At 65.6% G+C, this 26,005-nt stretch carries 27 protein-coding genes; 20 read left to right on the plus strand and 7 right to left on the minus strand.

What is annotated here, in order from left to right:
• Nucleotides 1-62: 62 nt before the first annotated feature.
• The 4 genes from C7C57_RS05745 to C7C57_RS05760 all read right to left on the minus strand — a co-directional run bounded on the left by C7C57_RS05745 (nt 63) and on the right by C7C57_RS05760 (nt 5,153).
• Nucleotides 63-1,040: an ABC transporter permease gene (locus C7C57_RS05745; protein WP_187978288.1), complete on the minus strand. Its 978-nt coding sequence runs from the start codon at nt 1,038-1,040 to the stop codon at nt 63-65.
• 9 nt (nt 1,041-1,049) lie between these two features.
• Nucleotides 1,050-2,558, minus strand: a complete 1,509-nt coding sequence (locus C7C57_RS05750) for an ABC transporter substrate-binding protein (RefSeq protein WP_187977920.1) — start codon at nt 2,556-2,558, stop codon at nt 1,050-1,052.
• A gap of 101 nt (nt 2,559-2,659) precedes the next feature.
• Nucleotides 2,660-3,403: a DUF1684 domain-containing protein gene (locus C7C57_RS05755; RefSeq protein ID WP_255505785.1), complete on the minus strand. Its 744-nt coding sequence runs from the start codon at nt 3,401-3,403 to the stop codon at nt 2,660-2,662.
• A 1,171-nt stretch (nt 3,404-4,574) separates the two neighbouring features.
• Nucleotides 4,575-5,153 carry a dihydrofolate reductase family protein gene (locus C7C57_RS05760; RefSeq protein ID WP_187977922.1) on the minus strand — a complete coding sequence of 193 codons (579 nt, stop codon included), beginning with the start codon at nt 5,151-5,153 and terminating at the stop codon, nt 4,575-4,577.
• Nucleotides 5,154-5,354: 201 nt separating this feature from the next.
• Between C7C57_RS05760 and C7C57_RS05765 the strand changes: the two genes are divergently transcribed.
• The 6 genes from C7C57_RS05765 to C7C57_RS05790 all read left to right on the plus strand — a co-directional run bounded on the left by C7C57_RS05765 (nt 5,355) and on the right by C7C57_RS05790 (nt 11,542).
• Nucleotides 5,355-6,044 (plus strand): FadR/GntR family transcriptional regulator, encoded by a 690-nt coding sequence (locus tag C7C57_RS05765; protein WP_030149583.1) that lies wholly within the window; start codon nt 5,355-5,357, stop codon nt 6,042-6,044.
• 139 nt (nt 6,045-6,183) lie between these two features.
• Nucleotides 6,184-7,620: a 3-isopropylmalate dehydratase large subunit gene (leuC, locus tag C7C57_RS05770; RefSeq protein WP_187977923.1), complete on the plus strand. Its 1,437-nt coding sequence runs from the start codon at nt 6,184-6,186 to the stop codon at nt 7,618-7,620.
• 11 nt (nt 7,621-7,631) lie between these two features.
• Nucleotides 7,632-8,252, plus strand: a complete 621-nt coding sequence (leuD, locus tag C7C57_RS05775; RefSeq protein WP_030148664.1) for a 3-isopropylmalate dehydratase small subunit — start codon at nt 7,632-7,634, stop codon at nt 8,250-8,252.
• Nucleotides 8,253-8,265: 13 nt separating this feature from the next.
• The gene (murA, locus tag C7C57_RS05780) at nt 8,266-9,636 is read left to right on the plus strand and encodes a UDP-N-acetylglucosamine 1-carboxyvinyltransferase (protein WP_030148665.1); all 1,371 of its coding nucleotides are present in this window, start codon (nt 8,266-8,268) and stop codon (nt 9,634-9,636) included.
• Between the two features lie 9 nt (nt 9,637-9,645).
• Nucleotides 9,646-10,440 carry a 1-acyl-sn-glycerol-3-phosphate acyltransferase gene (locus C7C57_RS05785; RefSeq protein ID WP_043321522.1) on the plus strand — a complete coding sequence of 265 codons (795 nt, stop codon included), beginning with the start codon at nt 9,646-9,648 and terminating at the stop codon, nt 10,438-10,440.
• Between the two features lie 25 nt (nt 10,441-10,465).
• A complete protein-coding gene (locus tag C7C57_RS05790) occupies nt 10,466-11,542 on the plus strand; it encodes an NAD(P)H-dependent glycerol-3-phosphate dehydrogenase (protein WP_370581449.1) in 1,077 nt (358 codons plus the stop codon).
• 85 nt (nt 11,543-11,627) lie between these two features.
• Here C7C57_RS05790 and C7C57_RS05795 read toward each other — a convergent pair whose 3' ends face one another.
• On the minus strand, nt 11,628-12,119 hold the full coding sequence (locus C7C57_RS05795) for a DUF3515 domain-containing protein (protein WP_187977925.1): 492 nt from the start codon (nt 12,117-12,119) through the stop codon (nt 11,628-11,630).
• Between the two features lie 74 nt (nt 12,120-12,193).
• Between C7C57_RS05795 and thiL the strand changes: the two genes are divergently transcribed.
• Complete coding sequence (thiL, locus tag C7C57_RS05800; protein ID WP_187977926.1) at nt 12,194-13,201, plus strand: thiamine-phosphate kinase; 1,008 nt, start codon at nt 12,194-12,196, stop codon at nt 13,199-13,201.
• Nucleotides 13,202-13,308: 107 nt separating this feature from the next.
• Nucleotides 13,309-13,719, plus strand: coding sequence for a hypothetical protein (locus C7C57_RS05805; RefSeq protein ID WP_187977927.1), 411 nt, complete (start codon nt 13,309-13,311; stop codon nt 13,717-13,719).
• Nucleotides 13,720-13,766: 47 nt separating this feature from the next.
• Here the strand turns inward: C7C57_RS05805 and rsmD are convergent, their stop codons facing one another.
• Nucleotides 13,767-14,327: a 16S rRNA (guanine(966)-N(2))-methyltransferase RsmD gene (rsmD, locus tag C7C57_RS05810; protein WP_187977928.1), complete on the minus strand. Its 561-nt coding sequence runs from the start codon at nt 14,325-14,327 to the stop codon at nt 13,767-13,769.
• A 68-nt stretch (nt 14,328-14,395) separates the two neighbouring features.
• On the opposite strand from rsmD, the gene C7C57_RS05815 reads away from it, so the two are divergent.
• From C7C57_RS05815 to C7C57_RS05855, 9 genes are all read left to right on the plus strand, one after another.
• Nucleotides 14,396-16,693 (plus strand): ATP-dependent DNA helicase RecG, encoded by a 2,298-nt coding sequence (locus C7C57_RS05815; protein WP_255505786.1) that lies wholly within the window; start codon nt 14,396-14,398, stop codon nt 16,691-16,693.
• A 98-nt stretch (nt 16,694-16,791) separates the two neighbouring features.
• Nucleotides 16,792-17,292, plus strand: coding sequence for a pantetheine-phosphate adenylyltransferase (coaD, locus tag C7C57_RS05820; protein ID WP_187977929.1), 501 nt, complete (start codon nt 16,792-16,794; stop codon nt 17,290-17,292).
• A gap of 12 nt (nt 17,293-17,304) precedes the next feature.
• Complete coding sequence (locus C7C57_RS05825) at nt 17,305-18,351, plus strand: nitronate monooxygenase family protein (RefSeq protein ID WP_187977930.1); 1,047 nt, start codon at nt 17,305-17,307, stop codon at nt 18,349-18,351.
• Nucleotides 18,352-18,660: 309 nt separating this feature from the next.
• A complete protein-coding gene (locus C7C57_RS05830) occupies nt 18,661-19,155 on the plus strand; it encodes a DUF177 domain-containing protein (RefSeq protein ID WP_051701566.1) in 495 nt (164 codons plus the stop codon).
• A 3-nt stretch (nt 19,156-19,158) separates the two neighbouring features.
• On the plus strand, nt 19,159-19,362 hold the full coding sequence (gene rpmF, locus C7C57_RS05835) for a 50S ribosomal protein L32 (RefSeq protein ID WP_030148676.1): 204 nt from the start codon (nt 19,159-19,161) through the stop codon (nt 19,360-19,362).
• Nucleotides 19,363-19,373: 11 nt separating this feature from the next.
• Complete coding sequence (gene rnc, locus C7C57_RS05840; RefSeq protein WP_187977931.1) at nt 19,374-20,084, plus strand: ribonuclease III; 711 nt, start codon at nt 19,374-19,376, stop codon at nt 20,082-20,084.
• Between the two features lies 1 nt (nt 20,085).
• Nucleotides 20,086-21,114 (plus strand): bifunctional DNA-formamidopyrimidine glycosylase/DNA-(apurinic or apyrimidinic site) lyase, encoded by a 1,029-nt coding sequence (gene mutM, locus C7C57_RS05845; protein ID WP_187977932.1) that lies wholly within the window; start codon nt 20,086-20,088, stop codon nt 21,112-21,114.
• A gap of 208 nt (nt 21,115-21,322) precedes the next feature.
• Complete coding sequence (locus tag C7C57_RS05850) at nt 21,323-21,715, plus strand: nuclear transport factor 2 family protein (protein WP_187977933.1); 393 nt, start codon at nt 21,323-21,325, stop codon at nt 21,713-21,715.
• A gap of 182 nt (nt 21,716-21,897) precedes the next feature.
• Nucleotides 21,898-22,299, plus strand: coding sequence for a DUF1622 domain-containing protein (locus C7C57_RS05855; protein ID WP_187977934.1), 402 nt, complete (start codon nt 21,898-21,900; stop codon nt 22,297-22,299).
• A gap of 63 nt (nt 22,300-22,362) precedes the next feature.
• Here C7C57_RS05855 and C7C57_RS05860 read toward each other — a convergent pair whose 3' ends face one another.
• A complete protein-coding gene (locus tag C7C57_RS05860) occupies nt 22,363-22,680 on the minus strand; it encodes a hypothetical protein (protein ID WP_187977935.1) in 318 nt (105 codons plus the stop codon).
• Nucleotides 22,681-23,262: 582 nt separating this feature from the next.
• Here C7C57_RS05860 and C7C57_RS05865 point away from each other — a divergent pair.
• The 3 genes from C7C57_RS05865 (at nt 23,263) to C7C57_RS05875 (ending at nt 25,997) form a co-directional block, all read left to right on the plus strand.
• Nucleotides 23,263-23,874 (plus strand): hypothetical protein, encoded by a 612-nt coding sequence (locus C7C57_RS05865; protein WP_187977936.1) that lies wholly within the window; start codon nt 23,263-23,265, stop codon nt 23,872-23,874.
• A 327-nt stretch (nt 23,875-24,201) separates the two neighbouring features.
• Complete coding sequence (locus tag C7C57_RS05870) at nt 24,202-25,347, plus strand: AbaSI family restriction endonuclease (RefSeq protein WP_187977937.1); 1,146 nt, start codon at nt 24,202-24,204, stop codon at nt 25,345-25,347.
• Between the two features lie 188 nt (nt 25,348-25,535).
• Complete coding sequence (locus C7C57_RS05875; RefSeq protein WP_187977938.1) at nt 25,536-25,997, plus strand: hypothetical protein; 462 nt, start codon at nt 25,536-25,538, stop codon at nt 25,995-25,997.
• The last annotated feature ends 8 nt before the right edge of the window (nt 25,998-26,005 follow it).

Raw genomic sequence — 26,005 nt, forward strand, 5'->3', positions numbered from 1 at the left:
CTTTCGGTTGCCGGGCCGGCTGAGGAAGGCGTGGGTAGCGCGGGCGTAGCCGCTTACCGCGCTCATGCGGAGGCCTTCACGCGGCGGTTGCCGGAGAGAGAGGAGCGCAGGCGCGGATCAAGCAGGCGCTGCAGCACGTCGCCGAGGAAGCCGATCACCAGGACCAGGACGGTGGAAAACAGGAGTACTCCCTGAACGTTGGGGAAGTCTTGCTGGCGGATTCCGGCGATCAGCATGTCACCGAGTCCGGGCAGGGCGAAGACGTTCTCCACCACGACCGCGCCCACAAAGGTGGTGGCCAGCTGGATCGCCAGGATCGAGATCACCGGGACGATTCCGTTGCGTAGCGCGTGCCTCCAGAGCGCCGTGGAGAACGGCTGGCCCAGGGCGCGGGCCGTGCGCAGATAGTCGCGGTCGAGGATGTCGAGGGTTGCGCTGCGTACATAACGGGCAAGCTCCGAACCGGACACGATCGCGATGGTCAGCACCGGCAGCGTGAGCGAGGTGAGCGCATCCAGCGGATCGGCCCAGTCTTGGCGCGGGAATCCGCCGGCCGGCAGCACCCCGAGGTTCAGCGCAAACAGCGTGACCAGCAGGATACCCACCCAGAACACGGGGATCGCGCCGCCGAGCTGGCTGAGCGCTGAAAACGCGGTGCCGTACCAGGTGCGGGACTTCCAGGCGGCGATGAACCCGACCGGGATCGCAATGATCACCGAGAGGGCGAAGGAGATCAGGGTCAGCGGCACGGTCACGTTGAGGCGACGCAGGATCTCGTCGGATACGGACAGGTGCGAGCTGAAGGAGGTGCCGAGGTCGCCGCGGAACAGCCCGCCGATGTAGTCGGCAAACTGCACAAAGATGGGGCGGTCAACACCCAGGGCCGCCGAGGCCGCGCGGATATCCTCGGGCGTGGCCTCGAGGTTAATCAGCGCATAGACGGGGTTACCGAGCAGTCGAAGCACGACGAACAGGACCGTCACCGCGAGCGCAAGGCTCAGCAGCAACAGTCCCGTTCGTCGCAGCAGATAGGATCCGATGAGGAAATCCTAGCCGCGGGTGATCTTGCTCACATAGAACAGCGAGTTCATGCCGTTGACCGGCACACCCTTGATGTCCTTTGCTGCAACCCGCAGCTGCGGGTTGAGGTACAGCCAGACGCTGGCTGCATCATCGGAGATCTGCTTATTGGCCTTGGCGATCAGGTCCGACTGCTCCTGCGGAGTAGCGGCGGCCTCGGCCTCGTCCAGCCACTTCTGCACGTCGGCGTTGTTGTAGCCCCAGTAGAAATCGGGGTTCTGGTAGAAGTAGATGTCGCGGTCGTTCACGTGGTCCTGCATGGTGGCCTGGAAGTCGTGAGCGCCGTAGACCTTCTCGGCCCACTTGTCATCGGTGATCAGGTTGATCTTCACATCGATGTTGATCTTCGCCAGCTCACCCTTGATGAACTCGGCCACGGTGGGGTGTACACCGGAGTCCGGAGTGTCCAGGGTGAAGGAGAATCCGTCGGCGTGACCGGACTCGGCCAGCAGCTTCTTGGCCAGGTCGACGTCGTAGGGGTTGTTGTCCTTGAGGTCCAGGTAGCCGGGCTCGGACGGGGGAACCATGGCACCGATCAGCTGGCCGCGGCCGTCCCAGATGCTCTCCAGGAGCTTCTTGCGGTCGATGGCCGAGTAGATGGCCTTACGGACCTGCACGTTGTCGAACGGGGCAACCCGGTCGTTGAAGGCGAGCAGTTCCTTGGTGGTCGAGGTGCCCTCTATGATGTTGAACTTGCCCGACTTCTCGAACTGGGGCAGTGCGTCCGGGCTGGTCAGACCGGTGATCACGTCCACCTGTCCGGTCAGCAGCGCGTTGTTCAGCGCGGTGGGGTCGGTGTAGTAGTGGAACTCGATCCCGGCGTTCTTGGGCTTGTCGCCCCAGTACTTGGCGTACGGGCTCAGCGAAATCGAGGAACCCTTGCGGTAGTCGGCGAGGGTGTAGGGACCCGAGCCGTCCTCGGTGCTGGTGAGGTCCTTGGCCTTGTGGTTGATGATCCACACGTAGCCGAGGTTGTAGACGAAGCTCGAGGACTTCTTCGACAGGGTCACTGTCACGGTCTTGGGGTCGGTGGCAACCACATTGGAGATCACCGAGAGCTGCTTCTTGCGGGCACCGAGCGACTCGGGGCTCAGGATGCGGTTGAGGCTGAAGACCACGTCCTCGGCGGTGACCGGGTCACCAGAGTGGAAGGTCGCCTCGCGCAGCGGGAAGGTGTAGGTGAGGCCGTCTTCGGAGACCTTGTAGCCGGTGGCGAGCAGGGGCTCAACCTTGGCGTCGTCGGTGATCCGGAACAGGCCCTCGTAGACGTTGCCGGTGAAGGCCTCGGTGATACCGGAGGAGCCACCCTTGATCGGGTCGAGGCTCGTGGGCTCGTAGATCGAACCTACGTTGATCGGGGACTTATCGGATCCGGACGTACCGGAGCCGGCGTTGCTGGTGCAGCCGGTCAGCGCAATCGCGGAGATCGCGAGGGCTGCCAGGCCCACCAACAGGCGGGGGCGTCGGGTAGATGACATGGTGATTGCTCCTTGTGGAGGATGGGGAGGGGATAAATCTTGGGCGCAGAAAGCTGCCGCGCCCGGGGGACGCGGCAGAATTCGGCCGAGCCAGGGTGGGGCTAGAGGGAGAAACCTTCGGTCCAGATGACCTTCTTCTCACCGGCCGTGATGGCCTCGGTGAAGCGGTTGCTGGCCGGAGGCAGCGGACAGTTCATCTGGTTGGAGAATCCACAGGGCGGAACCACCGCGTGGTTGAAGTCCAGGGTGACCGGGAACCGGGTGCCGGGGGTCTGATCCGCCGAGACGTCCGGACGCGGAATGAACAGGAAGCGGCCCGAAGCATAGGTGTCGGTGCGGCTGGTGGCGTCGGCGAAGACGAGCTGCAGCTTGTCTCCGGCATCGAATGCGGCCAGGCGGTGCTCGACACCGTTCAGGGTGAACACGATGTCGCCCGAGACGGGCAGGCCGCGGGTGGCACCGGAGTCGCGCAGGTGCTCGAACGGCATGAAGCGGGACTCGTCCACGTACTCGAACTCGGCGTCGATGATCCACTCGGGGTTGAACCCGTAGGATCCGATGCCCTGGAACGCCTGCTGAGCGGGGGACTGGGTGTCCCAGATGCGGTAGCCGTGCTCAAGCTCGCCGTTGTCGATGTTGTCGCGCTGCAGACGGCTGAAGATGACGTGGGCGGGCCAGCCGGCGCGGGCCACATCCTCGGCCACGGGTTCTTCTCCGGCCTGACCCCAGTGGGTGAACACCAGCGAGAGCGGGCCGTGGGCGCCGGTCACGTAGGCGGTGCGGGCGCGGTGCCAGCCCTCGAGGGCGGCCGCGGCGTCAACGGTGGAGATATCTGCGGGGGTCATTTTTTCCATTTTCCCGGTCGGGACGAGCATCGCCCAACCGATGACAGATTATGTCGAAAAGTCGGTGTTATGACTCGAAATAACCGCGATATGGGCGATTTCATTCCATCCGCGGGGGAAATGTTACGAAGCGAGTGAGCCTTCGTAAAGCGTTTGCCCTGCACAATCCCCAGTCGCGCAACCAATGCGGCGGATGCCCGCGATGTCCGCGGCGGTGTGGGTGGGGGAAACATTGCAGCACTCGTGGTGTGTCCCGATGCAGACTTCATTGAGTTCACGCCGAAGTCGACGTGGAGAAAAGGTGAAGCCGCCGTGATCGATGATCTACGGCGGCTTCCAAACCCACTGCGGCCTTTGCCGGGGGACTATGTCTCCAGCCTAGGCTCGAATGCATGATTCCACAACTCTCTCAGGTCGAGCAGTCGGCCATGATTCGTAGCCTGGCCAAACAGAGATTACGTCGATTCCGTGCGGCTTCGTCAGGGGAGCGCGCGGCGATGTCCTTGTACGTCCTCGATTCCGAACTGGCAGCCCATCTACATGCCGCAGTCCGTCTTGCAGAGGTGACACTTCGTGAGGGCATCCATCGAGCACTCGCTGCGCACTATGGGGACGACTGGTTCGAGCTCCGCCACGATCTACTTGATGCCTCCGGTCGACGCGCATTTGACCGAGCGGCCCTGATCTCGGGGCTCCGGGCTCCACCGGGAAAGATCATTGCCAACGTCATGCTGGGCACCTGGGTGAATCTTCTCGGAGCAGGCGAGAATCGTGAGGATGGATCGTCTGTGAGCTATGCACGTGTTCTGTGGGAGCCCGCACTGAAATCGGTGTTTCCGCTACCGAGACGAGAGATTGCGCGTATCGCTCAGAGGGTTAACTGGGCAAGAAATCGAATAAGTCACTGCGAGCCGGTTGTCTTCGGTTTTCCAATGCCAGGCCTCGGTGATGGAACGGCTCAGGTGAGGCGATCACCCGGGCTAATCCTTGAAGACGTGAGGGCTTTAGTGTCTGCTGTGGCTCCAAACCTTGCACCCTGGTTGGCCCGATGGCATGAGACTGAAGAATTGCTTGCTAGCCCGCTTCTGATCGATGCGCTCGACTACATTTCTCGAGACCCAGGTGTCAGACTCGAGCGTTAGAAAGCTTCGAGCAAAGGCGTCAGTTGTCCCTACCTCAGCACTCGATAGCTCGAGGTGACGAAGCCGTTCTCGGCCACCGCGGTGCCGCGGTGCTCCAGGCGTGCCTCGGGAAGGCCCGTGCCGAAGAGGGGGAGTCCCGAGCCCAGGATGACCGGGATGCGGGTGATGGTGATCTCATCGATCAGGTCGCGGTTCAGGAACGAGCGGATGACGCCGCCGCCGTCCACGTAGACGCCGCGCGATCCGGCCGTCGCAAGGAGCGCCAGCGCCTCGTCCAGGTCGCGAGCGACGGTCACGTTGGGGTCATCCGTGGTCAGAGTCGAGCTCAGCACGATGACGCGGTGGTCGGGATAGGGCCAGAAGCCGAAAGTGAGGACCTTCTCATAGGTGGCGCGGCCCATCACCAGGCTATCCACCGAGGCCATGAAGGCGTCGTAGTCGGTGATGGCTCCCTCGTCGGAGCGCGCGGGGCTGTGCTCGGCCGCGGGCGTGACCTCCTCGAGCCAGGAAATGTCGCCGTCGGGTCGGGCAATAAAGCCGTCGATGCTGGCCGCGATAAACACGCGGCCGGTGAAGGTTCGGGAGGAGGTCTCGGTCTGAACGGTCATGGGTTCACGCTAGCGCGAGCCACCGACGCCGGGCGGGTAAGGCTCACCTTGCTCGACACCCCGGGCAAATCGGGTTACATTAGACAGGTCAACAGACAACTTTGGTGAAGTGGCCGAGAGAAACTGGTCCAGGTAAAACTGGTTCGAGAAGATCCGGCCCAAGCAAAACTAGCCCGAGCAAAACCGGCGAAAGGAGACGTGATGCCGAGCACCCTGCAACCCGCCCCGCGCGCGTCCCTGGCCGACGGCGTCGCGACCCAGCTGCGCGAGGCTCTGGCCGCCGGCACCTTCGAGGTAGGAACCAAGCTGCCCACCGAGCGTGAGCTGACCGAGTCATTCCGCGTGGGCCGCACCACGATCCGCGAGGCCGTGCGCGCGCTGGCCGCCGAGGGATTGCTGGTCAGCCGTCAGGGCTCCGGCGTCTTCGTGGCCGCGAGCACACCGCTGGCCTCGCTCGAACGCCGCCTGTCCGCGGCCTCGCTGTTGGATGTCCTGAACACCCGCTTCGCGCTGGAAACTCACGCCGCCCGCCTGGCCGCCGAGAATCGCGACGACGCCGAAGTGGAGGCGCTGGACGCCCTGCTGCGCGAGCGCGACACCCATGCCTCCGGCTCGCCCGCGTTTGTCGCGATCGACTTTGATTTCCACCGGGCCATCCTGGTCGCCAGCAAAAACGGCGTCCTGGTAGACGTGTTTGACGCCCTGGCCTCGCGCCTGGCCGACGCGTTTGCCGACGTGGTCGAGTTCGAGCTGAGCGATGACATCCTGGCCGAGCACACCGAGGGTCATCACGGCATCGTCCGAGCCATCGAGCGCCGGGATGCCGACGCGGCCGGACGCATCTCGGGGGAGATCCTCGCCGACACGATTCGGCTGGTGTCCCGTGGCTAATTTGTTGATCACTGTCCCCACCACCGGTCTCCTGCTTCGTCGCCGCGACGAGGTTTAGCAGAATCGGAACCCTCGTCGCGGAGTCGCATCGTCGCCCTCCGGTCACCCCACAGTAGTTCCCAAGCGAAAGCACCCCACAATGAGCACCTCAACCAAACCCCGTACCCTGGCCGAGAAGGTCTGGGATGACCACCTCGTCGCCAAGGGTGAGGACGGCACCCCCGACCTGATCTACATCGACCTGCACCTGGTGCACGAGGTCACGAGCCCCCAGGCCTTTGACGGTCTGCGCGTGGCCGGTCGTCAGCTGCGTCGCCCCGACCTGACCATCGCCACCGAGGATCACAACACCCCGACCTGGGCGATCGATAAGCCCATCGCCGACCTCACCAGCCGCACCCAGATCGAAACCCTGCGCAAGAACTGCGCCGAGTTCGGGGTGCGCCTGCACTCGCTGGGTGACATCGAGCAGGGCATCGTTCACGTGGTGGGTCCGCAGCTGGGCCTGACCATGCCCGGCATCACCGTCGTCTGTGGCGACTCGCACACCTCGACCCACGGCGCATTTGGTGCCATGGCATTTGGTATCGGAACCAGCGAGGTGGAGCACGTCATGGCCACCCAGACGCTGCCGCTGAAGCCCTTCAAGACCATGGCGATCAATGTCGAGGGCACCCTGCGCCCGGGCGTGACCGCCAAGGACATCGTGCTGGCGATCATCACCAAGATCGGTACCGGCGGCGGTCAGGGCTACGTCCTGGAGTTCCGCGGTAGTGCGATTCGTGCGCTGTCGATGGAGGGTCGCATGACCATCTGCAACATGTCGATCGAGGCCGGTGCCCGCGCCGGTATGGTCGCTCCCGACCAGACCACCTTCGACTACCTGGAGGGTCGCGTTCACGCCCCCAAGGGTGCCGACTGGGACGAGGCCGTGGCCTACTGGAAGACCCTGCCGAGCGATGAGGGCGCCGTCTATGACGCCGAGGTGTTCCTCGACGCCGATGCCCTGGAGCCCTTCGTGACCTGGGGCACCAACCCCGGCCAGGGTGCCTCGCTGAGTGACCCGGTACCTAACCCCGCCGACTTCGCCGACCCCAACGAGCGTGCCGCCGCCGAGCGTGCGCTGGAGTACATGGACCTGACCGCGGGCACCCCGCTCAAGGAGGTCCCGGTGGACGCCGTGTTCATGGGTTCCTGCACCAACTCGCGGATCGAAGACCTGCGCGCCTTCGCTTCGATCATCAAGGGACAGAAGAAGGCCGAGGGCGTGCGTGTCATGGTGGTCCCCGGCTCCGCCCGCGTGCGCATCGAGGCCGAGGCCGAGGGCCTGGACAAGGTCATCAAGGAGTTTGGTGCCGAGTGGCGCTTCGCCGGCTGCTCGATGTGTCTGGGCATGAACCCGGACCAGCTGGCCCCGGGCGAGCGCTGCGCGTCGACCTCCAACCGCAACTTCGAGGGCCGTCAGGGTAAGGGCGGCCGTACCCACCTGGTGTCCCCGCTGGTGGCCGCCGCCACCGCGATTCGCGGCACCCTGTCCAGCCCCTCCGACCTGGCCGATCTGGCCGTCGCTAAGTAAGGAGTATCCCCATGGATAAGTTTGAAACCGTCACCGGGATCGCCGCTCCGCTGAAGCGCTCCAACGTCGATACCGACCAGATCATCCCCGCCGTCTACCTCAAGCGCGTCACCAAGACCGGCTTCGAGGACGCCCTGTTTGCGGGCTGGCGCACCGACCCCGAGTTTGTCCTGAACCAGGAGCCCTACCTGGGCGCAGAAATCCTGGTTGCGGGTGCCGATTTCGGGACCGGATCCAGCCGCGAGCACGCCGTCTGGGCGCTGCGCGACTTCGGCTTTAAGGTGGTCCTGAGCCCCCGCTTCGCGGACATTTTCCGCGGAAACTCGGGCAAGCAGGGGCTGCTGGCGGCCGTCATCTCCGAGGAGGACCTGGAGGCGATCTGGGCCATCCTGGAGGAAACCCCCGGCATTAACATGACGGTTGATCTGGAAGCGAAAACGGCCACCGTCGGCGCGCTGACCGTTCCCTTCGAGGTTGATGATTACACTAGGTGGAGACTGCGTGAAGGTCTGGACGACATCGGCCTGACCCTGCGCAACGAAACTCAGATTTCGACGTTTGAGGAAACCAGGGCTTCCTGGCGACCGAAGACGCTGCCGATCCCCGCTCCCTCGGGAGCGCCCACAGAATAGACGGACACACCGGGTGAACTCTCTCCTTCAGGATGCCGCACGAGCCGGCGCAAGCGTTGGCATGGCCGCCGACACCATCACGATCACCGGCGGCACGCCGCTGAACGGTCGTGTTCAGGTGCGCGGCGCGAAGAACCTCGTCACCAAGGCGATGGTTGCGGCCCTGCTGGGGGAGACCCCGTCCACGCTGCGCGACGTCCCGAAGATCTCTGATGTTCGGGTGGTTCGTGGCCTGCTGGGTGCCCACGGTGTGAAGATCACCGACGGGGACGAGGATGGCGAGCTCATCCTCGACCCGTCGGCGGTCGAATCCGCTCACTTCGCCGAGATCAACGCCCACGCCGGTTCCAGCCGCATCCCGATCCTGTTCTGTGGACCGCTGCTGCACCGTCTGGGCGAGGCCTTCATCCCCGACCTGGGTGGCTGCCGCATCGGCGACCGTCCGATCGACTTCCACCTCGACGTGCTGCGCCAATTTGGTGCGATCGTCGAGAAGCTCCCCAGCGGCATCCGCCTCTCGGCCCCGCAGCGTCTGCGCGGCACCAAGGTTGAGCTGCCCTACCCCAGCGTTGGTGCCACCGAGCAGGTGCTGCTGACCGCGGTGCGTGCCCAGGGCACCACCGAGCTGCGTGGCGCGGCGATCGAGCCCGAGATCATGGACCTGATCAACATCCTGCAGAAGATGGGTGCGGTCATCTCCGTGGACACCGACCGGGTGATCCGCATCGAGGGTGTGGACCGCCTGGAGGGGTACACCCACCGCGCACTGTTCGACCGCAACGAGGCCGCCAGCTGGGCCGCCGCCGCGCTGGCCACCGAGGGTGACATCTTCGTCGCCGGAGCCAAGCAGGCCGAGATGGGCACCTTCCTCAACGTCTTCCGCAAGGTGGGTGGCGTGTTCGAGATTCAGGATGACGGCATTCGCTTCCGTCACCCCGGTACCCCGCTGAACCCGGTCATCATCGAGACCGACGTGCACCCCGGCTTCATGACCGACTGGCAGCAGCCGCTCGTTGTCGCGCTGACCAAGGCCACCGGTGTGTCGATCGTGCACGAGACCGTGTACGAGCAGCGCTTCGGCTTTGTTGACGCCCTGATCGAGATGGGTGCCACCATCCAGGTGCACCGTGAGTGCCTGGGCTCGCAGGCCTGCCGCTTCGGTCAGCGTAACTTCCAGCACTCCGCCGTGATCTCGGGTCCGTCGGCCTTGCGAGCCGCGGACATCGCGGTCCCCGACCTGCGGGGAGGCTTCTCGCACGTGGTCGCCGCGCTGAGCGCCGAGGGTGCCTCGCGGGTGTCCAACGTGGGCATCATCAGCCGCGGCTACGAGAACTTCTTCGAAAAGCTGACCGCGCTGGGCGCAAACTTCACCCTCGAGGCGTAGGTTAGATTCGTGACCAGCGTTACCCGCGTAAACCGTGACCCCGAGGGTCGCAAGCTTGAGAAGTCGCCGGAGAAGTCTCGGCCCTCATTCCTGTGGCCGCTCGCGGCGATCGTGAAGCCGCTGACGGTTCCGCTGTTCCGGCTGGATATTCGCGATGCCTATAAGCTGCCGCGATCCGGCCCGTTCATCCTGGCCCCCAACCACTACTCGGAGATCGATCCGATCGTGGTGGCCCTGGCCGTCTGGAAGATCGGTCGCGCCCCGCGATTTATGGCCAAGGCCGGGCTCTTCAAGAACCCGGTGCTGGGCTGGATCCTGCGCTCGGCCGGTCAGATTCCGGTCGAGCGGATGGGCTCCACCCGCGGCAACGACCCGATCTCCGCCGCCGGACGGCTGGTTGAGACCGGGCAGGGCGTGATCATCTATCCCGAGGGCACGCTGACCCGCGAGCCGAACCTGTGGCCGATGCGTGGCAAGACCGGCGTGGCCCGGATGGCGCTGACCCACAACCTGCCGGTGTACCCGATGGCGCACTGGGGAACCCAGCAGGTCATGCCGCGGTACGGCAAGAAGATCTCGCTGTTCCCGCGCAAGAACATCAAAATTGTGATCGGTGATCCGGTCAATCTTGACGAGTTCCTGGGCAAGCAGCAGGACTCGGCCGTGCTGCACGGTGCCACCGATAAGGTCATGGACGCGGTTACCGAACTGCTGGAGACCCTGCGGGATGAAAAAGCCCCGGCCGAGCGCTGGGACCCGAGCAAACACAATCAGACGGAGACCGGTCGTTTTGACGAAGCGTAGTACCACCGCCCCCACCCGAGTAGCCGTGCTGGGCACGGGAAGCTGGGGAACCACGTTTGCGAAGATCCTCGCCGACGGCGGGGCGGATGTGTACATGTGGGCGCGGCGCGCCGAGGCCGCCGCGGCCATCGATCGCGAACACCGTAATGCCGAGTATCTGCCCGGCGTGACACTGCCGGCGAACCTGCGTGCAACCTCGGACCTCAAGGCCGCCATCACCGGTGCGGCCGTGGTGTTCATCGCCGTGCCCTCGCAGGCGCTGCGGGATAACCTGACCGCGATCAAGCCGCTGCTGGGGCGCGACACCATCGTGGTGTCGCTGATGAAGGGCGTGGAGAAGCAGACCGGTCTGCGGATGAGCCAGGTCATCGAACAGTGCCTGGAAATCGAGCCCGAACGGGTGGCCGTGGCCAGCGGGCCCAACCTGGCGATGGAGATCGCCAAGGAACAGCCCACCGCCGCGGTCATCTCCTCGGTCTCACTGGAGACCGCGCAGGAGGTCGCGCTGCTCGCGCGCAACCGCTACTTCCGCACGTTTGTGAACACCGACGTGATCGGGACCGAGTTTGGTGGGGTCCTGAAGAACCTCATCGCGGTGGCCATCGGCATCGTGGATGGTGTGGGCTACGGCGAGAACACCAAGGCGTCGATCATCACCCGTGGCCTGGTCGAGATGACCGACTTCGCCGTGGCGCAGGGTGCCCACGCGGAAACCCTGTCGGGTCTGGCCGGCCTTGGCGACCTGATCGCCACCTGTCAGAGCCCGCTCTCACGCAACAACACCGCCGGACGCCTGCTCGGTCAGGGATACTCGCTGGCCTCCGTGGTTAAGCAGATGCAGCAGACCGCCGAGGGACTCGCCTCGGTCGCCCCGGTGCTGGAAATCGCCGCCGCGAGTGGCGTGGAAATGCCGATCGTGCAGCAGGTCAAGCGGGTCATCGAGGGCACCATGGACCCGCGCGACATTGCCCCGCACCTCACCACCGCCTCGGATGAGCCGCAGAGTGAGCACGGGGAAACCGGCGAGATTGCACCGCTCGGCACGGGCTCGGTCAAGCCGGGATCTGGACTCTGGCGTCGCCTGTTCGGTTCGGGGCGGTAGGTTTCTCGGGGAGTCACCTGTTCGGTTCGGGGCTGAGGGGTCTAGCGCCGAGGCCGCCACGAGCTTTGAGGTCCGGGTTTTCGCGCTAGCGAACCTCGCTGACGTTCAGGCACTTGCTGACCTGGGGGAGACGTCCGACCGAGGAACCCAGATCCGAGAGCACCGCGGTGCCCGAGACTCCGCCCTTGTCGGGGTTGGAGCTGATGAACACCTCGACGGCGGGAACGCGACCGTAGGTGGTGAAACGGAAGAGTTCGTCCTTTTCCTGAGAATCGTCAAAGACCCAGTCCACGCCGTCCACGGTGACGCAGCGGTCGGTGGTCGGGGCGGGAGGGGTCACCCCACAGTGCAGCAGCACGGCCGCCGGATCGCCCCAGGCACCGGTTGCCTGCGCATTGGTGCGGCGCTTGTCCAGGCCGGCCAGCTTATCCGGCAGGGTCACGGTGATATCGGCGCAGTGCGGGTTGTTAGCATCCGCGGCGGGTTCCATCGGGACCTCCTGCACGCAGCCGGTGAGGGTGAGCGCGGCAACGCCCACGGCGATCAGGGTGAGCACGGAGCGAGAGGCGACAGACATGGTCCCTCCAGGTTACCGTGGAACCCTCGCCGCGCCGTTCAGCTCGCCCGGGGCAGACCCGATACCGTGGACTCATGCCCGAAACCCCCGCATCCAGTGTTCCGCGCCGCGTCCGTGATGCCGGCGAGGCCGAGATTCTCGACCGTCTGCTGCCGCGCTATGCCGCCGCGCGGAGTGCCGAGGTGGGCCCCGGCGACGATGCCGCGGTCATGGTTCAGCACGGGGATCGCTATGTGGTGACCACGGACATGATGATCCACGGCCCGGATTTCCGCTGGGCCTGGCACACACCGTTTGAGCTGGGGTGGAAGGCTGCGGTCACCAACCTCGCCGATGTGTATGCGATGGGCGCGCGTCCCACCGGGCTGGTGGTCGCCCTGGCCGCCACCGCCGACACCGAACTCACTGCTCTGGAGGGTCTCGCCGACGGGCTGAGCGCCGCCTGCGCGCAGCTTGCCCCGGGCTGCGCGGTGGTGGGCGGGGACCTCTCGGTCTCGGACACGTTTACGATCGCGATCACCGCGTTTGGCGACCTCGAGGATCGCGAACCGGTGCTGCGCTCGGGTGCCCGGGTCGGGGACATCATCGCGCTGGCCGGGGACGCCGGGCGGGCCGCCCATGGGCTCGACCTTCTGTTTGCCGAGGGCGTGGATGCCGCCGGGGTCCCCGATGCCGAGGCGACCGCCGCGCTCCGTGCCCGGGAACCCGAGCTGGTCGCCGCCCAACTCGCGCCAAATCCGCCGATTTCCGCGGGTATTGCGGCGGCCCTGGCCGGGGCCACCTCGATGATGGATGTCTCCGACGGGCTGGCCCTGGACGCCTCCCGAATTGCCCGCGCCAGCGGCGTAGCACTGGACCTGGACTCGGCGGCCTTTGCTGCCGAACCCAATCTGGAGCGGGCGCTGCGAGGCGGCGAGGACCACGCGCTGCTGGCCACGTTCCCCGCGGCCTTGGCCCTGCCCGAACCGTTCCGGGCGATCGGCGTGGTGCGGGCGGGGATGGGGGTCATGCGCGACGGGGCACCGCTGACCGGGAAGCTCGGCTGGGACCCCTACACAACCTGGGACGGACGGCTCGGCTAGACCCGGTCACGGATCGGCCCGGCTAGCCATCCCACATCACATGCGGTATTTTGGTGGGGATGACACCGGCCGCGCCGGACAATCGGCGGGACAGAATTCGGGGGAACATGTCCGCAACACGAATCATTGCCGCGAGCCTGATCGCGATGGTGTGTGGGGCCTGTCTGGGGGCCATTCTGGTTGCCCTGCCCGATCCTGCCCGGCTGCTGACCCACTGGGACACTTCGGGTGGAGCGCTCGTGGGCGCCATTACCGGGATCGCCGCCTTCCTGGCCGGCTATGCGGCGTGGGCCTCGCTCCGTCGACGCCGGATGGGTGTTCGTCGCGGAGTCGCCGCGGGTCTCTCGGCCCTGGTCGGCGGGATCGTGGTGACCTGTGCGGAGATGTCCACCCACGCGGTGCACCCGTTCATCCTGCCCGTGGTCGCCGCGGCGCTGATCCTCTGCATGGCGAGTGTCGGCGCCCGCACCCAGGGTGCGCGCTTTGATGCGCCGGCGCGGGAACTCACCAGCGTCTAGCTTTCCGCTTCTCTGGCTATCTGCTTCTCTAGCTCGCCGCGCGGGGTCTAGCGCGTGGGTTCGGCCCACCACACGGTGGTTTCGCCGTACTTCTTTTGCACGAATCGCTCAATGCCCGCGGGCCAGGTGGGCTCAGGGGAGCGGGTGGAGCGCTCAACGACCACCAGGGCATCCTCCCGGAGGCGGCGCGGCAGGGCGGCGAGCAGCGCGGTGAGCTCGTCCTCGGTGTAGTCATAGGGCGGGTCGATGAACACCAGATCGTAGTCCTCGGAACCCTCATCCACGAAGGGTTGGGCCCCGCGCACCACGACGCGGATGTCGGCCCGGCCGAGGGCCTGGGTCAGCGCTTTGGCGTTCTGGGTGCAGATCTTGGCGGCCGAGGCCGCCTTTTCCACCAGCACCGCGCTCGCGGCCCCGCGGCTGATCGACTCGAGGGCCAGCGCACCGGATCCGGCAAACAGGTCCAGGACGTGGGCATCCTCCAGGTAGCCGCGCGATTCCAGCGCCGAGAACAGGGCCTCGCGCACGCGGTCGCTGGTGGGACGGGTACCCGCGGAGGGAACCTTGAGGGCCAGGGAGCCGGCGCGGCCGGAAACGATACGAGTCACCCGGCAAGTTTAGCGGGCCGACGTGCCCGTCGTCCGCCGGTGTCGGCGGCTCGCCATAGACTGGGAGCATGAGTGTCTCCGCCGTTGACGCCCGCCTCGACGGGGTTCTGGGTGGCCGCACGGCCGCCGCGTTTGAGCGTGCCTTTGACGTGCACACCGTCTCGGACCTCCTCAGCCACTATCCGCGCCGCTACGCCAAGCGCGGCGAGCTGACCGCGATGGACAGCCTGCCGCTGGGCGAATCGATCACCATTGTCGCCGACGTGGTCGAGGTGCGCGAGCGCACGATGCGTGCGCGCCGCGGGTCGATCCTCGAGGTGAAGATCACCGACGGGCGCGGCGTCCTGGTCCTCACCTTCTTCAACCAGGCCTGGCGGGCGAAAGACCTGGTGCCCGGTGCCCGTGGGATCTTCGCCGGCAAGGTTGGTGACTACCGAGGCACGCGGCAGCTCGCGCATCCCGACTATGAACTCTTTGACCCGGCCGAGCGCGCCCTGGATGCCGGGGATGCCAGCGCGAACCGCTGGGCAAACCAGCCCATTCCGATCTACCCGGCCACCGCAACCGTGGCCAGCTGGCAGGTAGCCAAGGCCATCGAGGTGGTGCTGGACGCACTGCCACCGCTCGAGGACGCGGTGCCCGCCTCGGTCCGCGAGCGAGAGCGCCTGCTCTCCTACCGCAAGGCCGTCGAGCTGATTCACCGTCCCGAACAGGATGCCGACTGGAAGCAGGCCCGGCACACGCTGCGCTATCGCGAGGCGTTCCTGCTCCAGGCGGCGCTCCTCCAGCAGCGGGCTCGTGCCCGCGTGCACCCCACCACGATCCGCCAGGCGACCCCCGGCGGATACCGTGACCGGCTCGACGCGGGCCTGCCGTTCTCGCTCACCGAGGATCAGCAGACCGTCGCCGGGGAGATCGAACACGACCTCGCCCAGGTGGCCCCGATGAACCGTCTGGTGCAGGGTGAGGTGGGCTCCGGTAAGACCCTGGTGGCGCTGCGGGCGATGCTCGCGGTGGCCGATTCCGGGGGCCAGTCGGCCCTGCTGGCACCCACCGAGGTGCTGGCGGCGCAGCACCTGCGCTCAATTGTCAACTCCCTCGGTCCCGACCTCTCGGCCGAGCTGATGCCCACGCTGCTCACTGGATCGATGCCGCAGTCCGAGCGCAAAAAGGCCCTGCTGCGGGTCGTCTCGGGCGCTGCCAAGATCGTCATCGGCACCCACGCGCTGCTCTCCGATAACGTACACTTCTTTGACCTGGGCCTCGTGGTGGTGGACGAGCAGCATCGCTTCGGCGTGGATCAGCGCGAGACCCTGCGTGAGAAGGGCCATCGTCCGCCGCACACGCTGGTGCTGACGGCCACCCCGATCCCGCGCACGGTCGCGATGACCGTGTTTGGTGACCTCGACGTGTCCACGATCGCGCAGCTGCCCGCCGGACGGCAGCCGATCGAGTCGTTTGTGGTGCCGCTGGCGGATCGTCCGGGCTGGATGGGCCGGGTCTGGGAACGGATGGGGGAGGAGATCGCCCGCGGACGGCAGGCCTTTGTGGTGTGTCCGGCGATCGATCCCGATCCGGCCGCCGAACCTGCGCCCGCGCCCGAGACGGCCCCGGCGAAAACCGGTCGGCGCGCGCCGATGCGGGTGTCCGAGGACGTTCACGCGGTACCCACCACCGGCGGTCGCGGATCGCGGCAGAGCGCCGAACCCGAGCCGACTCCCGAGCCCGCCCCGGGCGAGGGACCGCCGCGTCCCCGCGCCGCGGTGGAGACCGTGCTCGCCGAGCTGCGCCAGACCCCGGCGCTCGCGGGCCTGCGCATCGAACCGTTGCACGGCCGAATGAGCGGCGATGAGAAGGACGCCACCATGCGGGCGTTCCAGGCGGGGGAGATCCACGTGCTGGTGGCCACCACCGTCATCGAGGTGGGTGTGGATGTGGCCAATGCTTCCACTATGGTCGTTCTTGATGCCGACCGCTTCGGCGTCTCCCAGCTGCACCAGCTGCGCGGACGCGTCGGCCGAGGCGGACTTCCCGGACTCTGTCTCCTGGTCACCGCGGCCCCGCATGAAACCACCGCGCGCGAGCGTGTCGAGGCCGTGGCCTCCACTCAGGACGGGTTCGAGTTGGCCCGCATCGACCTCGAACTGCGCCGCGAGGGCGACGTGCTCGGCAGCGTGCAGTCGGGCGGCCGCTCCTCGCTCAAGCTGCTGCGCGTGGTGGATGACGCCGAGATTATTCAGCGCGCCCGTGAGGATGCCGACCTGCTGGTGGGCACCGATCCCGAGCTGACCGATCAGCCGCTGCTGCGCGAGGCGCTGGATCGCCAAGTGGATGCCGCGGCCCGCGCCGCCCTCGCCAAGAACTAGCCGTAACGTTTCACCATCCGGGGAAACATCCGGCGACATCTGAGAGTTCCCTGATGGTTACTGGTGTTTGGGGGAGGGGTGACCGATAGGGTGAAGTCATGAAGCGGATTGCCGTTGTCCCCGGATCCTTTGACCCCGTTACCCTCGGGCACCTGGATGTGATTATCCGTGCGGCGGGCCTCTACGACGAGGTCCACGTGCTGGTTGTGCATAACCCTGGCAAGACGGCGCTGCTGCCGATCGCCCAGCGGGTGTCCCTGATCGAAACCTCGCTCGCCGAGGACGGTGCCCCCACCAATATCGTGGTGGCCTCCTGGAGCATGGGCCTGCTGGTCGACTATGTGACCGATGTGGGCGCGCAGGTGCTCGTGAAGGGTATCCGCTCGCAGATCGACGTGGCGTATGAGACGCCGATGGCGATCGTCAACCGCAACCTCGCCGGGGTGGAAACCGTGTTCATGCTGCCCAACCCCGCGCACGCGCACGTGTCCAGCTCGCTGGTGCGCCAGGTGTCGGCCCTCGGCGGCGATATCGCGCCGTATGTGCCCGGTGCCGTGGCACGCTTCCTGACCGCGCCGCATGCGGTCGACGTCCGGTAGTTGGAACCCGCGATGTCCGTCGCGCTGACCCAGCTGGGATTCTCGGTTCCGATCGTCGCCGCGCCGATGGCCGGCGGCCCGAGCACCCCGGCCCTGGTGTCCGCGGTGGCCGAGGCCGGCGGGCTGGGCTTTGTGGCCGCCGGGTACCTGAGCCCGGATGCGCTGAGTGCCCAGCTGGAACAGCTGAGCGGACGCCACTTCGGCATCAACATCTTTGCCCCGAATGAGGCCGACCCGGGGATCGACCCGGCCGTCTACGCGGCCTATCGGGAGCAGCTGCTGGCCGGGGGAGGGATCGACCCGGTCCTGCTGCCTGAGACGCCGCAGCAGTCCGACGATCACTACGCCGAGAAGGTGCGCCTCGCCCTGGCCAGCGAGGCGGCCTTCGTCTCATTCACGTTTGGGTATCCGGATCCGAAGGTTATCGAGCGCCTCCAGTCCGCCGGTAAACGCGTGGTGCTGGGGGCTACCTCCCGCGAGGGCATCGATGCCGTGCTCGATACCGGAGCCGACGTGCTGAGCATTCAGGGGCCGGGAGCGGGCGGGCACCGCGCCACCGTGCTCGGAATCGACGGAGAAGACGCCGACGATCAGGACCTGCGTGAGCTGATCCGCTACGCCCGATCCCGGTCCGACCAGCCGATTTTTGCCGGCGGTGGGATCGCCGATGCCGCGGACGTGCGGGACATCCTGGCGGCCGGCGCGACCGCCGCTCAGGTGGGCACCCTGTTCCTCGGGGCGACCGAGGCGGGCACCAAGCCCGCCCATCTGGCGGCCCTGCAGGATCTGCGCCATCGCGCCACGGTCCTCACCCGCGCCTTCACCGGGCGTACCGCGCGAGCCGTGAGTAACCGGTTCACCGAGGCGTTTTCCGATCACGCCCCCACGATGTACCCGGCCCTGCACTTTCTCACCGCGGGGGTGCGCGCCCAGGCGGCGGCGCAGGCCGACCCCGAGCAGCTTCACCTGTGGGCCGGTGCGGGCTTCGAGGGCGTGCGGGTGGCCCCGGCGGCGGAGATTGTGACCTCGCTGACGCGGGAGCTTCCGGCGAGCTCCTAGGGCCCCTCGCGTTGCCCACCCGGGTGTCTGCGCGCAGCGCCGGGTTGCGACACGCCGATCGGGGTGCGGGGAACCAAAATTCGCCGCTCGCGAGACTGGCCCATTCTGGAGATCCGGATGGGAGGTGCCGGATCCTCCCTCCGCGACCCGGATCGAGCCGCGGAGGTCCACCGGGTGCCACATCCGGGAAGCTCGGGGCGAACCGGGATCCCATCGGGGGATTCAGCCTGTAGACTTCCTGACGTGAGATACGTGAAAAAAGGACCGCTTGCGGTCAATGTTCGAGACCTTCACGGTCGTCCCGGAGAAATGCGGGAGCAGGAAATCACCCTCGCCCTACCGGAGCAGTTCGGTGAGGGTTTGATGGTGGTTCCGGCCGGGAAAGAGCTGAGTGTTCAGGTCCGACTCGAGTCCGTTCACGAGGGTATTTATGTGACGGCGCAGGTCGAAACCGAGGCCGTCGGCGAGTGCGGACGATGCCTGGATGAGTTCACTGAGCCTGTCGAAGTCGAATTTGCCGAGCTTTTCGCGTACTCTAGTGATGAAGCCTCCGAACATGAGGTTCACGATGACCACGTGGATCTTGAACCTCTGATCAGAGATGCAGTGGTTTTGTCACTGCCGTTTCAGCCGGTTTGCCGGCCAGACTGCCCCGGTCTCGACCCCGAGACTGGCGAGCGTCTGGCAGATATTCCGGACTATGAACCCCGTAAAATCGTTGACCCTCGTTGGGCCGCGCTCGCGGAGTTTTCCCCAGACCAGGGCGCCGGCACTCCGGACGCCGGAAACACAGAAGAGAGATAAGTCATGGCTGTTCCCAAGCGGAAGATGTCGCGCTCCAACACCAACTCCCGTCGTTCGCAGTGGAAGGCTCAGGCCCCCGCACTCGTGAAGACCGTTGAAAACGGCAAGGTTACCTACAGCCTGCCGCACCAGGCCAAGGTTGTCACCGACTCCGCCGGAACCCCGCTGTTCCTGGAGTACAAGGGCCGCAAGGTCGCCGACGTCTAAGCCGGTTTTTTGTGACTGACTCCGTGAAGGATTCAGGCTCTCGGGTACACCGAGGATCGCTCGAAGCGATCCTCGGTGTCTCGGTTAAGCCGGAGATTCTTGATCTTGCCCTGACCCACCGCTCCTACGCCTACGAGCACGGTGGAACCCCGCATAACGAGCGCCTGGAATTCCTCGGTGACTCGGTGCTGGGCCTGTCGATGACGGCCGAGCTGTACCGCGAATACCCCGATCACGCCGAGGGGGAGCTCGCGAAGATGCGCTCCGCCGTGGTGTCCGAGGTCGCGCTGTCCAAGGTGGCGCGTGAGCTGGGCCTGGGGCGTTTCATCAAGCTGGGTCGCGGCGAGGAGCGCACCGGGGGACGCGATAAGTCTTCGATCCTTGCCGACACCATGGAGGCGATTTTTGGTGCCGTCTACCTGGATCAGGGCATCGAGGTGGCCGAGGCGCTCGTTCTACGTCTGATCCGCCCGCTGCTGGCCGATCCCGAACGGATGAGCGCCGCGCACGACCCGAAGACCGCGCTGCAAGAGATTGCCGCCGCGCGTCAGCAGGAGCCGCCGCGCTACGAGATGACCTCGACCGGTCCCGACCACAACCGCGTCTTCACCGCGACCGTGATCGTGGGCACCCTGGTCAGCGCAACCGGATCGGGCACCAGCAAGAAGCAGGCCGAGATGGCTGCCGCGCTGGAGGCCTGGACCAACCTGAACAAGGCGTAGCGTGCCCGAGCTGCCCGAGGTTGAGGTGGTGCGCGCGGGCCTGGAGCCCGCGGTGACCGGTGCGATCATCTCCGGTGTGGAGGTGCTGGATCATCGTGCGCTGAAGCGCCACGATCCGATCCGCGGCGACTTTGCCACCCTGCTCACCGGCGCGCGGCTTCGCGGGGCCGTGCGGCGCGGGAAGTACCTGTGGTTCCCGCTGGCGGGATCCTCGAGGGAAGCGGACGTGCCGGCCGGTTCCTCGGACGGCGGCGATGTGCCGTCCGGCGGGGACGTGCTGTCCGGCAGCGATGTTCTGTCCGGCAGGGACGTTCTGGCAGGCGGGGACGGGCTCGCCGGTGGCGATGTGCTCGCCGCCCACCTCGGGATGAGTGGGCAGATGCTGCTGCGCGAGCCCGGACGTGACGATAAGCTCACCCGGATTCGGCTGACCCTGGAGCATCCCGAACACGGCGAGCTGTGGCTCAACTTCGTGGATCAGCGCCTGTTTGGCGGCATGATGATCGACTCGCTTGTTCCCACCGCGGACGCCCGGCCCGCGGGCTTCGGGGGAGCGTTTGAACCCGGTGCGTGGATCCCGCGCACCGCGGCCCACATTGCGCGCGATCCGCTGGACCCGCACTTCGACGATGCCGCATTCTTCGCTGGCCTGGCCCGCCGCAGCACGGGTATCAAGCGCGCGCTGCTGGATCAGACGCTGATCAGCGGCATCGGCAACATCTACGCCGACGAGGCGCTGTGGGCCGCTCGCCTGCACTATGACCGCCAGGCCGCCGGTATTCCGCTCACGCGCCGCCGCGACCTCCTGGAGCAGGTACGCGGTGTGCTGCGCCGCGCCCTCGCCGAGGGCGGTACGAGCTTTGACGCGCAGTACGTGAACGTCAACGGCAACTCGGGCTACTTCGCCCACTCTCTCAACGCCTACGGCCAGCAGGGTAAGGCGTGTCCGCGTTGTGGCGGCGAGATTGTGCGGGAGAGCTTCATGAACCGGGGATCGCACTTCTGCCCGCGGTGCCAACGAAAACGCTGACCTGAGTTCCTCGCTGACCTGAGTTCCTCGTTGATCTGAGCTCCTGGCGGGCGAGAGGTCTCTCGCGCCTGTGAATGCTCGGTGTGTGAGTTCTCGTGATGTTGGTGCGTTGAGTGCTCCTGCTTCCGCCGTGTGCCTCTGTCGATCGCTTTCTCGGTTTCCGTGCGGACGCCGGGGCCATACCGGTGATGCGTGATAATCTCGGCTCATGAGTACGCGAGACGGTGCAGGCCGAACAATCGACGACACCGAGACGGAACTGCTCGATGCGATGCGAACGAGCGACCTTGTGGCGCTTGACCGGCTTATCTCCGACCAGTTGACGTTCATTGGCCCAGACGGTGCGGTCCTGACCAAGCAGGCCGACCTTGAGGCCCACCGCACCGGCGCCACCTCGTTCGAGAAGATTGACGTGCTCAGCCGTGAATCAACGGAGGATGACGACGGAGGGCGCACAAAAACCGTCGCCAATGCGGTGCTTCGCGCCGTTGAGGGAACGGTGAGCGTGCGACTCACCTGGCATCGAGAGTGGCGAGTGCTCGATGACCGCTGGCAGGTCGTCTCCGGAGCGGTCGAGGCGCTGGCAGACCACTCCGATTGAGAGAGTGAACCGCTGCCGCCGGTGCGCGGGGTGCTGCGCCTCGCCTTCGCTTCGGTATTGAGATTGTGTGGGAGAGCATCACGACCAGGGGGTCGCACTTCTCCCCGAGGTGTTAGCAGAAACGCTAATTCTACGTTCGTCGCGGGGTGACCCGCAACGATGCCGACCCCTATACTGTGCTCATGATCGCTGAGTCGCTGTTTGAGATTGTCGTTAAGGTAATTGAAGTCATCGGTGTCTGCGTGGTGGTCGTCGGGTTCGTGATTGCCGCCGTGCTGGCCACGCGAGCGCTGCGCCGCGGTGCCGGGGGTACGGCCGCCTTCCAGACCCTGCGCACCACCATTGGGGGATCGATCCTGCTGGGCCTCGAGGTATTTGTGGCGGCGGACATCATCCACACACTGTCAGCTCCCTCGCTCGAGGATGCCGCCGTGCTGGGCCTCATCGTGATCATCCGAACCATTCTGAGCATGTCGATCCAGATCGAGATCGAGGGAACCCTGCCCTGGCGGCGCGCCCTGCTCACCAGCGGTGGTGAGGTCGTGGCGAAGGAGATCTCACGCGAGGCATCGGCGGCGAAGTAGCGAGCTCGGGACCTCGGCTCTTGCGCCGACGGTATCGCTATGGCATAGCTTCCAGGACGATGCTCAGCCCCGCGGCGCGCAGTCGCCGTTACGGATGCGGGCGATGAAGACCTCCACCCATCTGTGGTCGATGTCGCTGAGAAGCTCCCAGACCGGCCAGAGCGGCGCGGCCTCGATGAGGTGCAGGATGTCCCAGTTCAGACCGTGAGCGGTATCACCCTCGGCGGGCAACAGCTCCAGGAGGGTATCGATATCCTCGCGGCTGAGAGGCTGTTCGATCTGAGCCACGAGTGCCCGCGCCTCGTTCAGCTGCGGCTGTTCAAGGGAATCATCCAGCCGAGGAGCCAGGGCGCGAAGACGATCAATGGGGTCCTGGGGCATACATCGATGGTACGCCGACGCCACTACGCCAGACGAGAACCTTTGGGTCTAGTTTTACGCTCGGATGGTGAATGGACCGGGAAGTTTCCCCGATGTGCGTTCGTAGCGCACCGTTCACTCATCCTCATCTGCTTATCGAAAAGCGATGACTGCACGCGTGGCATCCGCTCGCCCTGCGCGCAGCGCTGCCATCGCTGCCTCGGCCCCAGATCACCCACGAGGACCCCGGGCATAGATATTGACAACGATCTCGCCGTCGCCCCCGCGCGTGCCTCGGTCATGACCGTCCACGCGCTCAATTGGCGTGGAATCGGGGTGCAGACTCGTTTTGTGGATGCGTCCGGCTCGGCGGATGGTGCCCCCTCGGACCGCCCACTCACCGGTGGCCGTTCTCAGCCAGATCTGGGCGACGCGATGAGGGGTCTCTCCTCGGAATCGTAGCCTGTCGCCGGTGAAACCCTATGCTGTCACTATCGCATCACCGGTAGTCTCGCTCCTGATCGAGATATCGGTTGGCGTACTACTTGACAGCGAGCGGTTCTCGTGACGCGCTGAGACACAGTAATCCTGAAGGGACGCACAATGACACTGCACCTGCCCGAAATCGACCGAGCCTCCGCCGCCGACCTGCTCGCCGAGAAGCCCGGCACCGTGCTCAGCGCCGCAGACGTCGCCAAAAAGGCGCACCGGCGCTGGGACCTCGGCCAGTGTGAGAACGCAGCGGTGCTGTTTTGTGTGGCCGCCGAACGCGCCGCGGAGTCCCCGGAGGATCCCAACCAGTACCCCAACTACGCGGTGCGCGCGGGAATCACCCTGAGCCTTGCGGGGCATCCGGCTGCCGCCGAGCGCACTCTCACCGAGGCCGCGGCGTTCGATTGGGCGGGTGCCGGCCTGGAAAAAGACACAAACATGATCGAGTGGGCCTATACCCGCCTGCTTGTGGCTGCCGCGGCCACGCACCCCGCTCGATTCGGGGCGCTGTTTCGCGAGGCGGTCGCGCGCTGCGCCGAGGTGGGCATCTCCTACCCGCGCATCCACCCGCAGCAGGATGAGTTGCTTCCCGTCGCCCAGCAACTTGGAGAGCGGGATGCCCTGGAGCGCATCATCGAACGAACGCTGGCTCGCCGCCCGCTGCCGCGCGCGGTCAAGGCACGGGTCGCCGAGGCGCAGGAAGTGCTCGCCGCGACTCGGTGACGGAGAGTGTCCTCGCACCTTATAGGCGGAAAGGGTCCCGATTGCTCTCAGTGGGCGGGTCTACCCCGACATGCCTCCGAGGACTGCCGTGGGCGGCGAAAGAGTCGGCGTGAATGCGTATTTGGGGCGTCGTGATTGCGACGGTCCGAGGCGCACGGAATCCTCGAGGGAGCCCCGATTTGGGGGTTCGTTTGATCTTCATTCGGGTAGGCGTGGTGCCATTCGGACCGGAGTGATGGTCATAACCTACAGATCGCAGGGACGTATCCTGCCGCCGTTCCGAGCCCTCCCATGGGTGCTCCGGTGATACCCAGAGACGAGGAACAGATGGATTCAAATCAGCCTGTTGCGGGAACCGAGAACCGAAATCTCAGCGGCGCTACCCGGGAGAATTTTGAATATTTGGTCGCGACGCTCGCGCGGCGGACCGCAGGAAAGAAATACGAGAGTTTCGTTATCAACTATCTGTGGTCGAAGCTCGCTCATGATGCCCTCAAACCGGTGACCCAACAGTATGTAAACCGTCGGTCGTCCTACCAGGGCGCGGGCGTACTTGACTTTTATGGAGAATCGTCCCGAGCGGAGTCGGTGAATCACGCGCTGATCGATCTCTACTTCCCGCAGCTTCATCTTGGAGTTGAGTGCGATGAGGCGCAGCACCACACTGCCGTTATCTTGGACGCTTCCCGCACCGCGGATATTCAACGTGCAATCCCCGACTACCTGGAGATCCGGATCCGCGTAGAGAAGGATGAGAAGGGTGAGGCGGTGGCCCCTTCAGAGGTTATGCAACAGCTTGACGATGCGGTGATCACGATCAGACAGCGCTGGGATGAGGTAGCAAACGGAGGCTTCCGCTGGGCACGTCAGGGGTTTTTGGCGTGGGAAAGTGAAACACCCGACTGGGCGCTTGCTAAGCGTGCGGGAGCCCTGCATTCCGCCGACGGCTATGTTTTTCGACACAACGGAGAAATCCGAAAACTGTTTAGCCCGGATAGTGACGTGCGTAGAAAACGCAACTCCTACGTTGCGAGTTTTGACCCGTCGATTCCTGGCTTCCTGGTGTGGTGCGCCACCCTCGCAAACCAGTCATCCTCCGGCACGTACCGCTCAACAAATACGTCGGGAATTCTGAACGTGATTGTCGCCGAGGGAAACGATGTTTTTATCGGTGAGGCAGCCCCGACCGCAGCCTCGCGTGAGGCAAGAAAACAAGCCGAGGAAGCCGGGGTGAAGCCGTTGCCGGAATGGACGTATCCTCAGTCGATGGGGGACTACCCAGAATTCGAGCCGGTATCGCGGTGGACCGGTGTAAAACGCCTCACCTTTGTCCGCACCAAGGACTCCGTCGGACGCAGTGGTTATCAGTTCCTCGGCGTTTTTGGCCCGTTCATGGAGTTCCGTGAAATCAACGGGATCCTCTTTAAACTATGCAAGCTTGAACACGACCAGTTTGAGCTTCCACGAAGGTAGAATCACGGGATCCGCATTCCAGGGCGTCCAAGATCCATGATCTCCGGGAGCAGCCATTTCCCTCGACGTTTACCGCGAGCGGGGGAGCGGATCTTCTGCACACAATCCCGCGCGGCCAGACCGCCTCGTGGTTCCCTGAAGCGCGTGGGGATGTACGGTTCCGGGACGTGGTGTGCTTAACTCGACTCATGAGTGAGATCCCCACCACGTTTAGCGCCGGCACGGCCGAGTTTGTTCGCATCGAGTCGCCCGAGGAGCTGGCCTTCTGGGTCGCCACGGTGAACGGTGCCGACGGGGAGCACGAGGTGAGCCTGATCATCGAGCCTGCCGCGGCACCCGAGGCCGATGTGCTGGAGGTGGCGGCTGCCGTCGTCGCCGACTTCGACGAGCTGGTGCGTGACGCGCTGGAATATCTGGACGAGGCACTGCGCGGACCAGAGTGGGCGCTCTCAGCCACGGACCTGGCGCTTCTGGACGGTCCCGGCGGTGCGTTCGGGGAGCCCGAGGCCGTGATCTGGGGCGACGGTACCTGGATGCTGCGCTTCCAGGAGTCGGCGCTGTCCATTGCCGAAGAGTTTGGGATCGGCGTGAACTTCGTCGGCCGCGTCCCGCAGAGTGTGGAAGATCTCTCGGAGTCCGAGGAGCTATAGCCCACACG

The sequence above is a fragment of the Mycetocola sp. JXN-3 genome (assembly GCF_014522285.1).
GTDB lineage: Bacteria > Actinomycetota > Actinomycetes > Actinomycetales > Microbacteriaceae > Mycetocola > Mycetocola saprophilus.

What these genes read in the sequence shown, in the direction of transcription:
- C7C57_RS05750 (WP_187977920.1), bottom strand. Translation starts at nt 2,558, where the DNA reads ATGTCATCTACCCGACGCCCCCGCCTGTTGGTGGGCCTGGCAGCCCTC.
- C7C57_RS05755 (WP_255505785.1), bottom strand. Translation starts at nt 3,403, where the DNA reads ATGACCCCCGCAGATATCTCCACCGTTGACGCCGCGGCCGCCCTCGAG.
- C7C57_RS05760 (WP_187977922.1), bottom strand. Translation starts at nt 5,153, where the DNA reads ATGACCGTTCAGACCGAGACCTCCTCCCGAACCTTCACCGGCCGCGTG.
- C7C57_RS05765 (WP_030149583.1), top strand. Translation starts at nt 5,355, where the DNA reads ATGCCGAGCACCCTGCAACCCGCCCCGCGCGCGTCCCTGGCCGACGGC.
- leuC (WP_187977923.1), top strand. Translation starts at nt 6,184, where the DNA reads ATGAGCACCTCAACCAAACCCCGTACCCTGGCCGAGAAGGTCTGGGAT.
- leuD (WP_030148664.1), top strand. Translation starts at nt 7,632, where the DNA reads ATGGATAAGTTTGAAACCGTCACCGGGATCGCCGCTCCGCTGAAGCGC.
- C7C57_RS05795 (WP_187977925.1), bottom strand. Translation starts at nt 12,119, where the DNA reads ATGTCTGTCGCCTCTCGCTCCGTGCTCACCCTGATCGCCGTGGGCGTT.
- thiL (WP_187977926.1), top strand. Translation starts at nt 12,194, where the DNA reads ATGCCCGAAACCCCCGCATCCAGTGTTCCGCGCCGCGTCCGTGATGCC.
- C7C57_RS05805 (WP_187977927.1), top strand. Translation starts at nt 13,309, where the DNA reads ATGTCCGCAACACGAATCATTGCCGCGAGCCTGATCGCGATGGTGTGT.
- C7C57_RS05815 (WP_255505786.1), top strand. Translation starts at nt 14,396, where the DNA reads ATGAGTGTCTCCGCCGTTGACGCCCGCCTCGACGGGGTTCTGGGTGGC.
- coaD (WP_187977929.1), top strand. Translation starts at nt 16,792, where the DNA reads ATGAAGCGGATTGCCGTTGTCCCCGGATCCTTTGACCCCGTTACCCTC.
- C7C57_RS05825 (WP_187977930.1), top strand. Translation starts at nt 17,305, where the DNA reads ATGTCCGTCGCGCTGACCCAGCTGGGATTCTCGGTTCCGATCGTCGCC.
- C7C57_RS05830 (WP_051701566.1), top strand. Translation starts at nt 18,661, where the DNA reads ATGCGGGAGCAGGAAATCACCCTCGCCCTACCGGAGCAGTTCGGTGAG.
- rpmF (WP_030148676.1), top strand. Translation starts at nt 19,159, where the DNA reads ATGGCTGTTCCCAAGCGGAAGATGTCGCGCTCCAACACCAACTCCCGT.
- C7C57_RS05850 (WP_187977933.1), top strand. Translation starts at nt 21,323, where the DNA reads ATGAGTACGCGAGACGGTGCAGGCCGAACAATCGACGACACCGAGACG.
- C7C57_RS05855 (WP_187977934.1), top strand. Translation starts at nt 21,898, where the DNA reads ATGATCGCTGAGTCGCTGTTTGAGATTGTCGTTAAGGTAATTGAAGTC.
- C7C57_RS05860 (WP_187977935.1), bottom strand. Translation starts at nt 22,680, where the DNA reads ATGCCCCAGGACCCCATTGATCGTCTTCGCGCCCTGGCTCCTCGGCTG.
- C7C57_RS05865 (WP_187977936.1), top strand. Translation starts at nt 23,263, where the DNA reads ATGACACTGCACCTGCCCGAAATCGACCGAGCCTCCGCCGCCGACCTG.
- C7C57_RS05870 (WP_187977937.1), top strand. Translation starts at nt 24,202, where the DNA reads ATGGATTCAAATCAGCCTGTTGCGGGAACCGAGAACCGAAATCTCAGC.
- C7C57_RS05875 (WP_187977938.1), top strand. Translation starts at nt 25,536, where the DNA reads ATGAGTGAGATCCCCACCACGTTTAGCGCCGGCACGGCCGAGTTTGTT.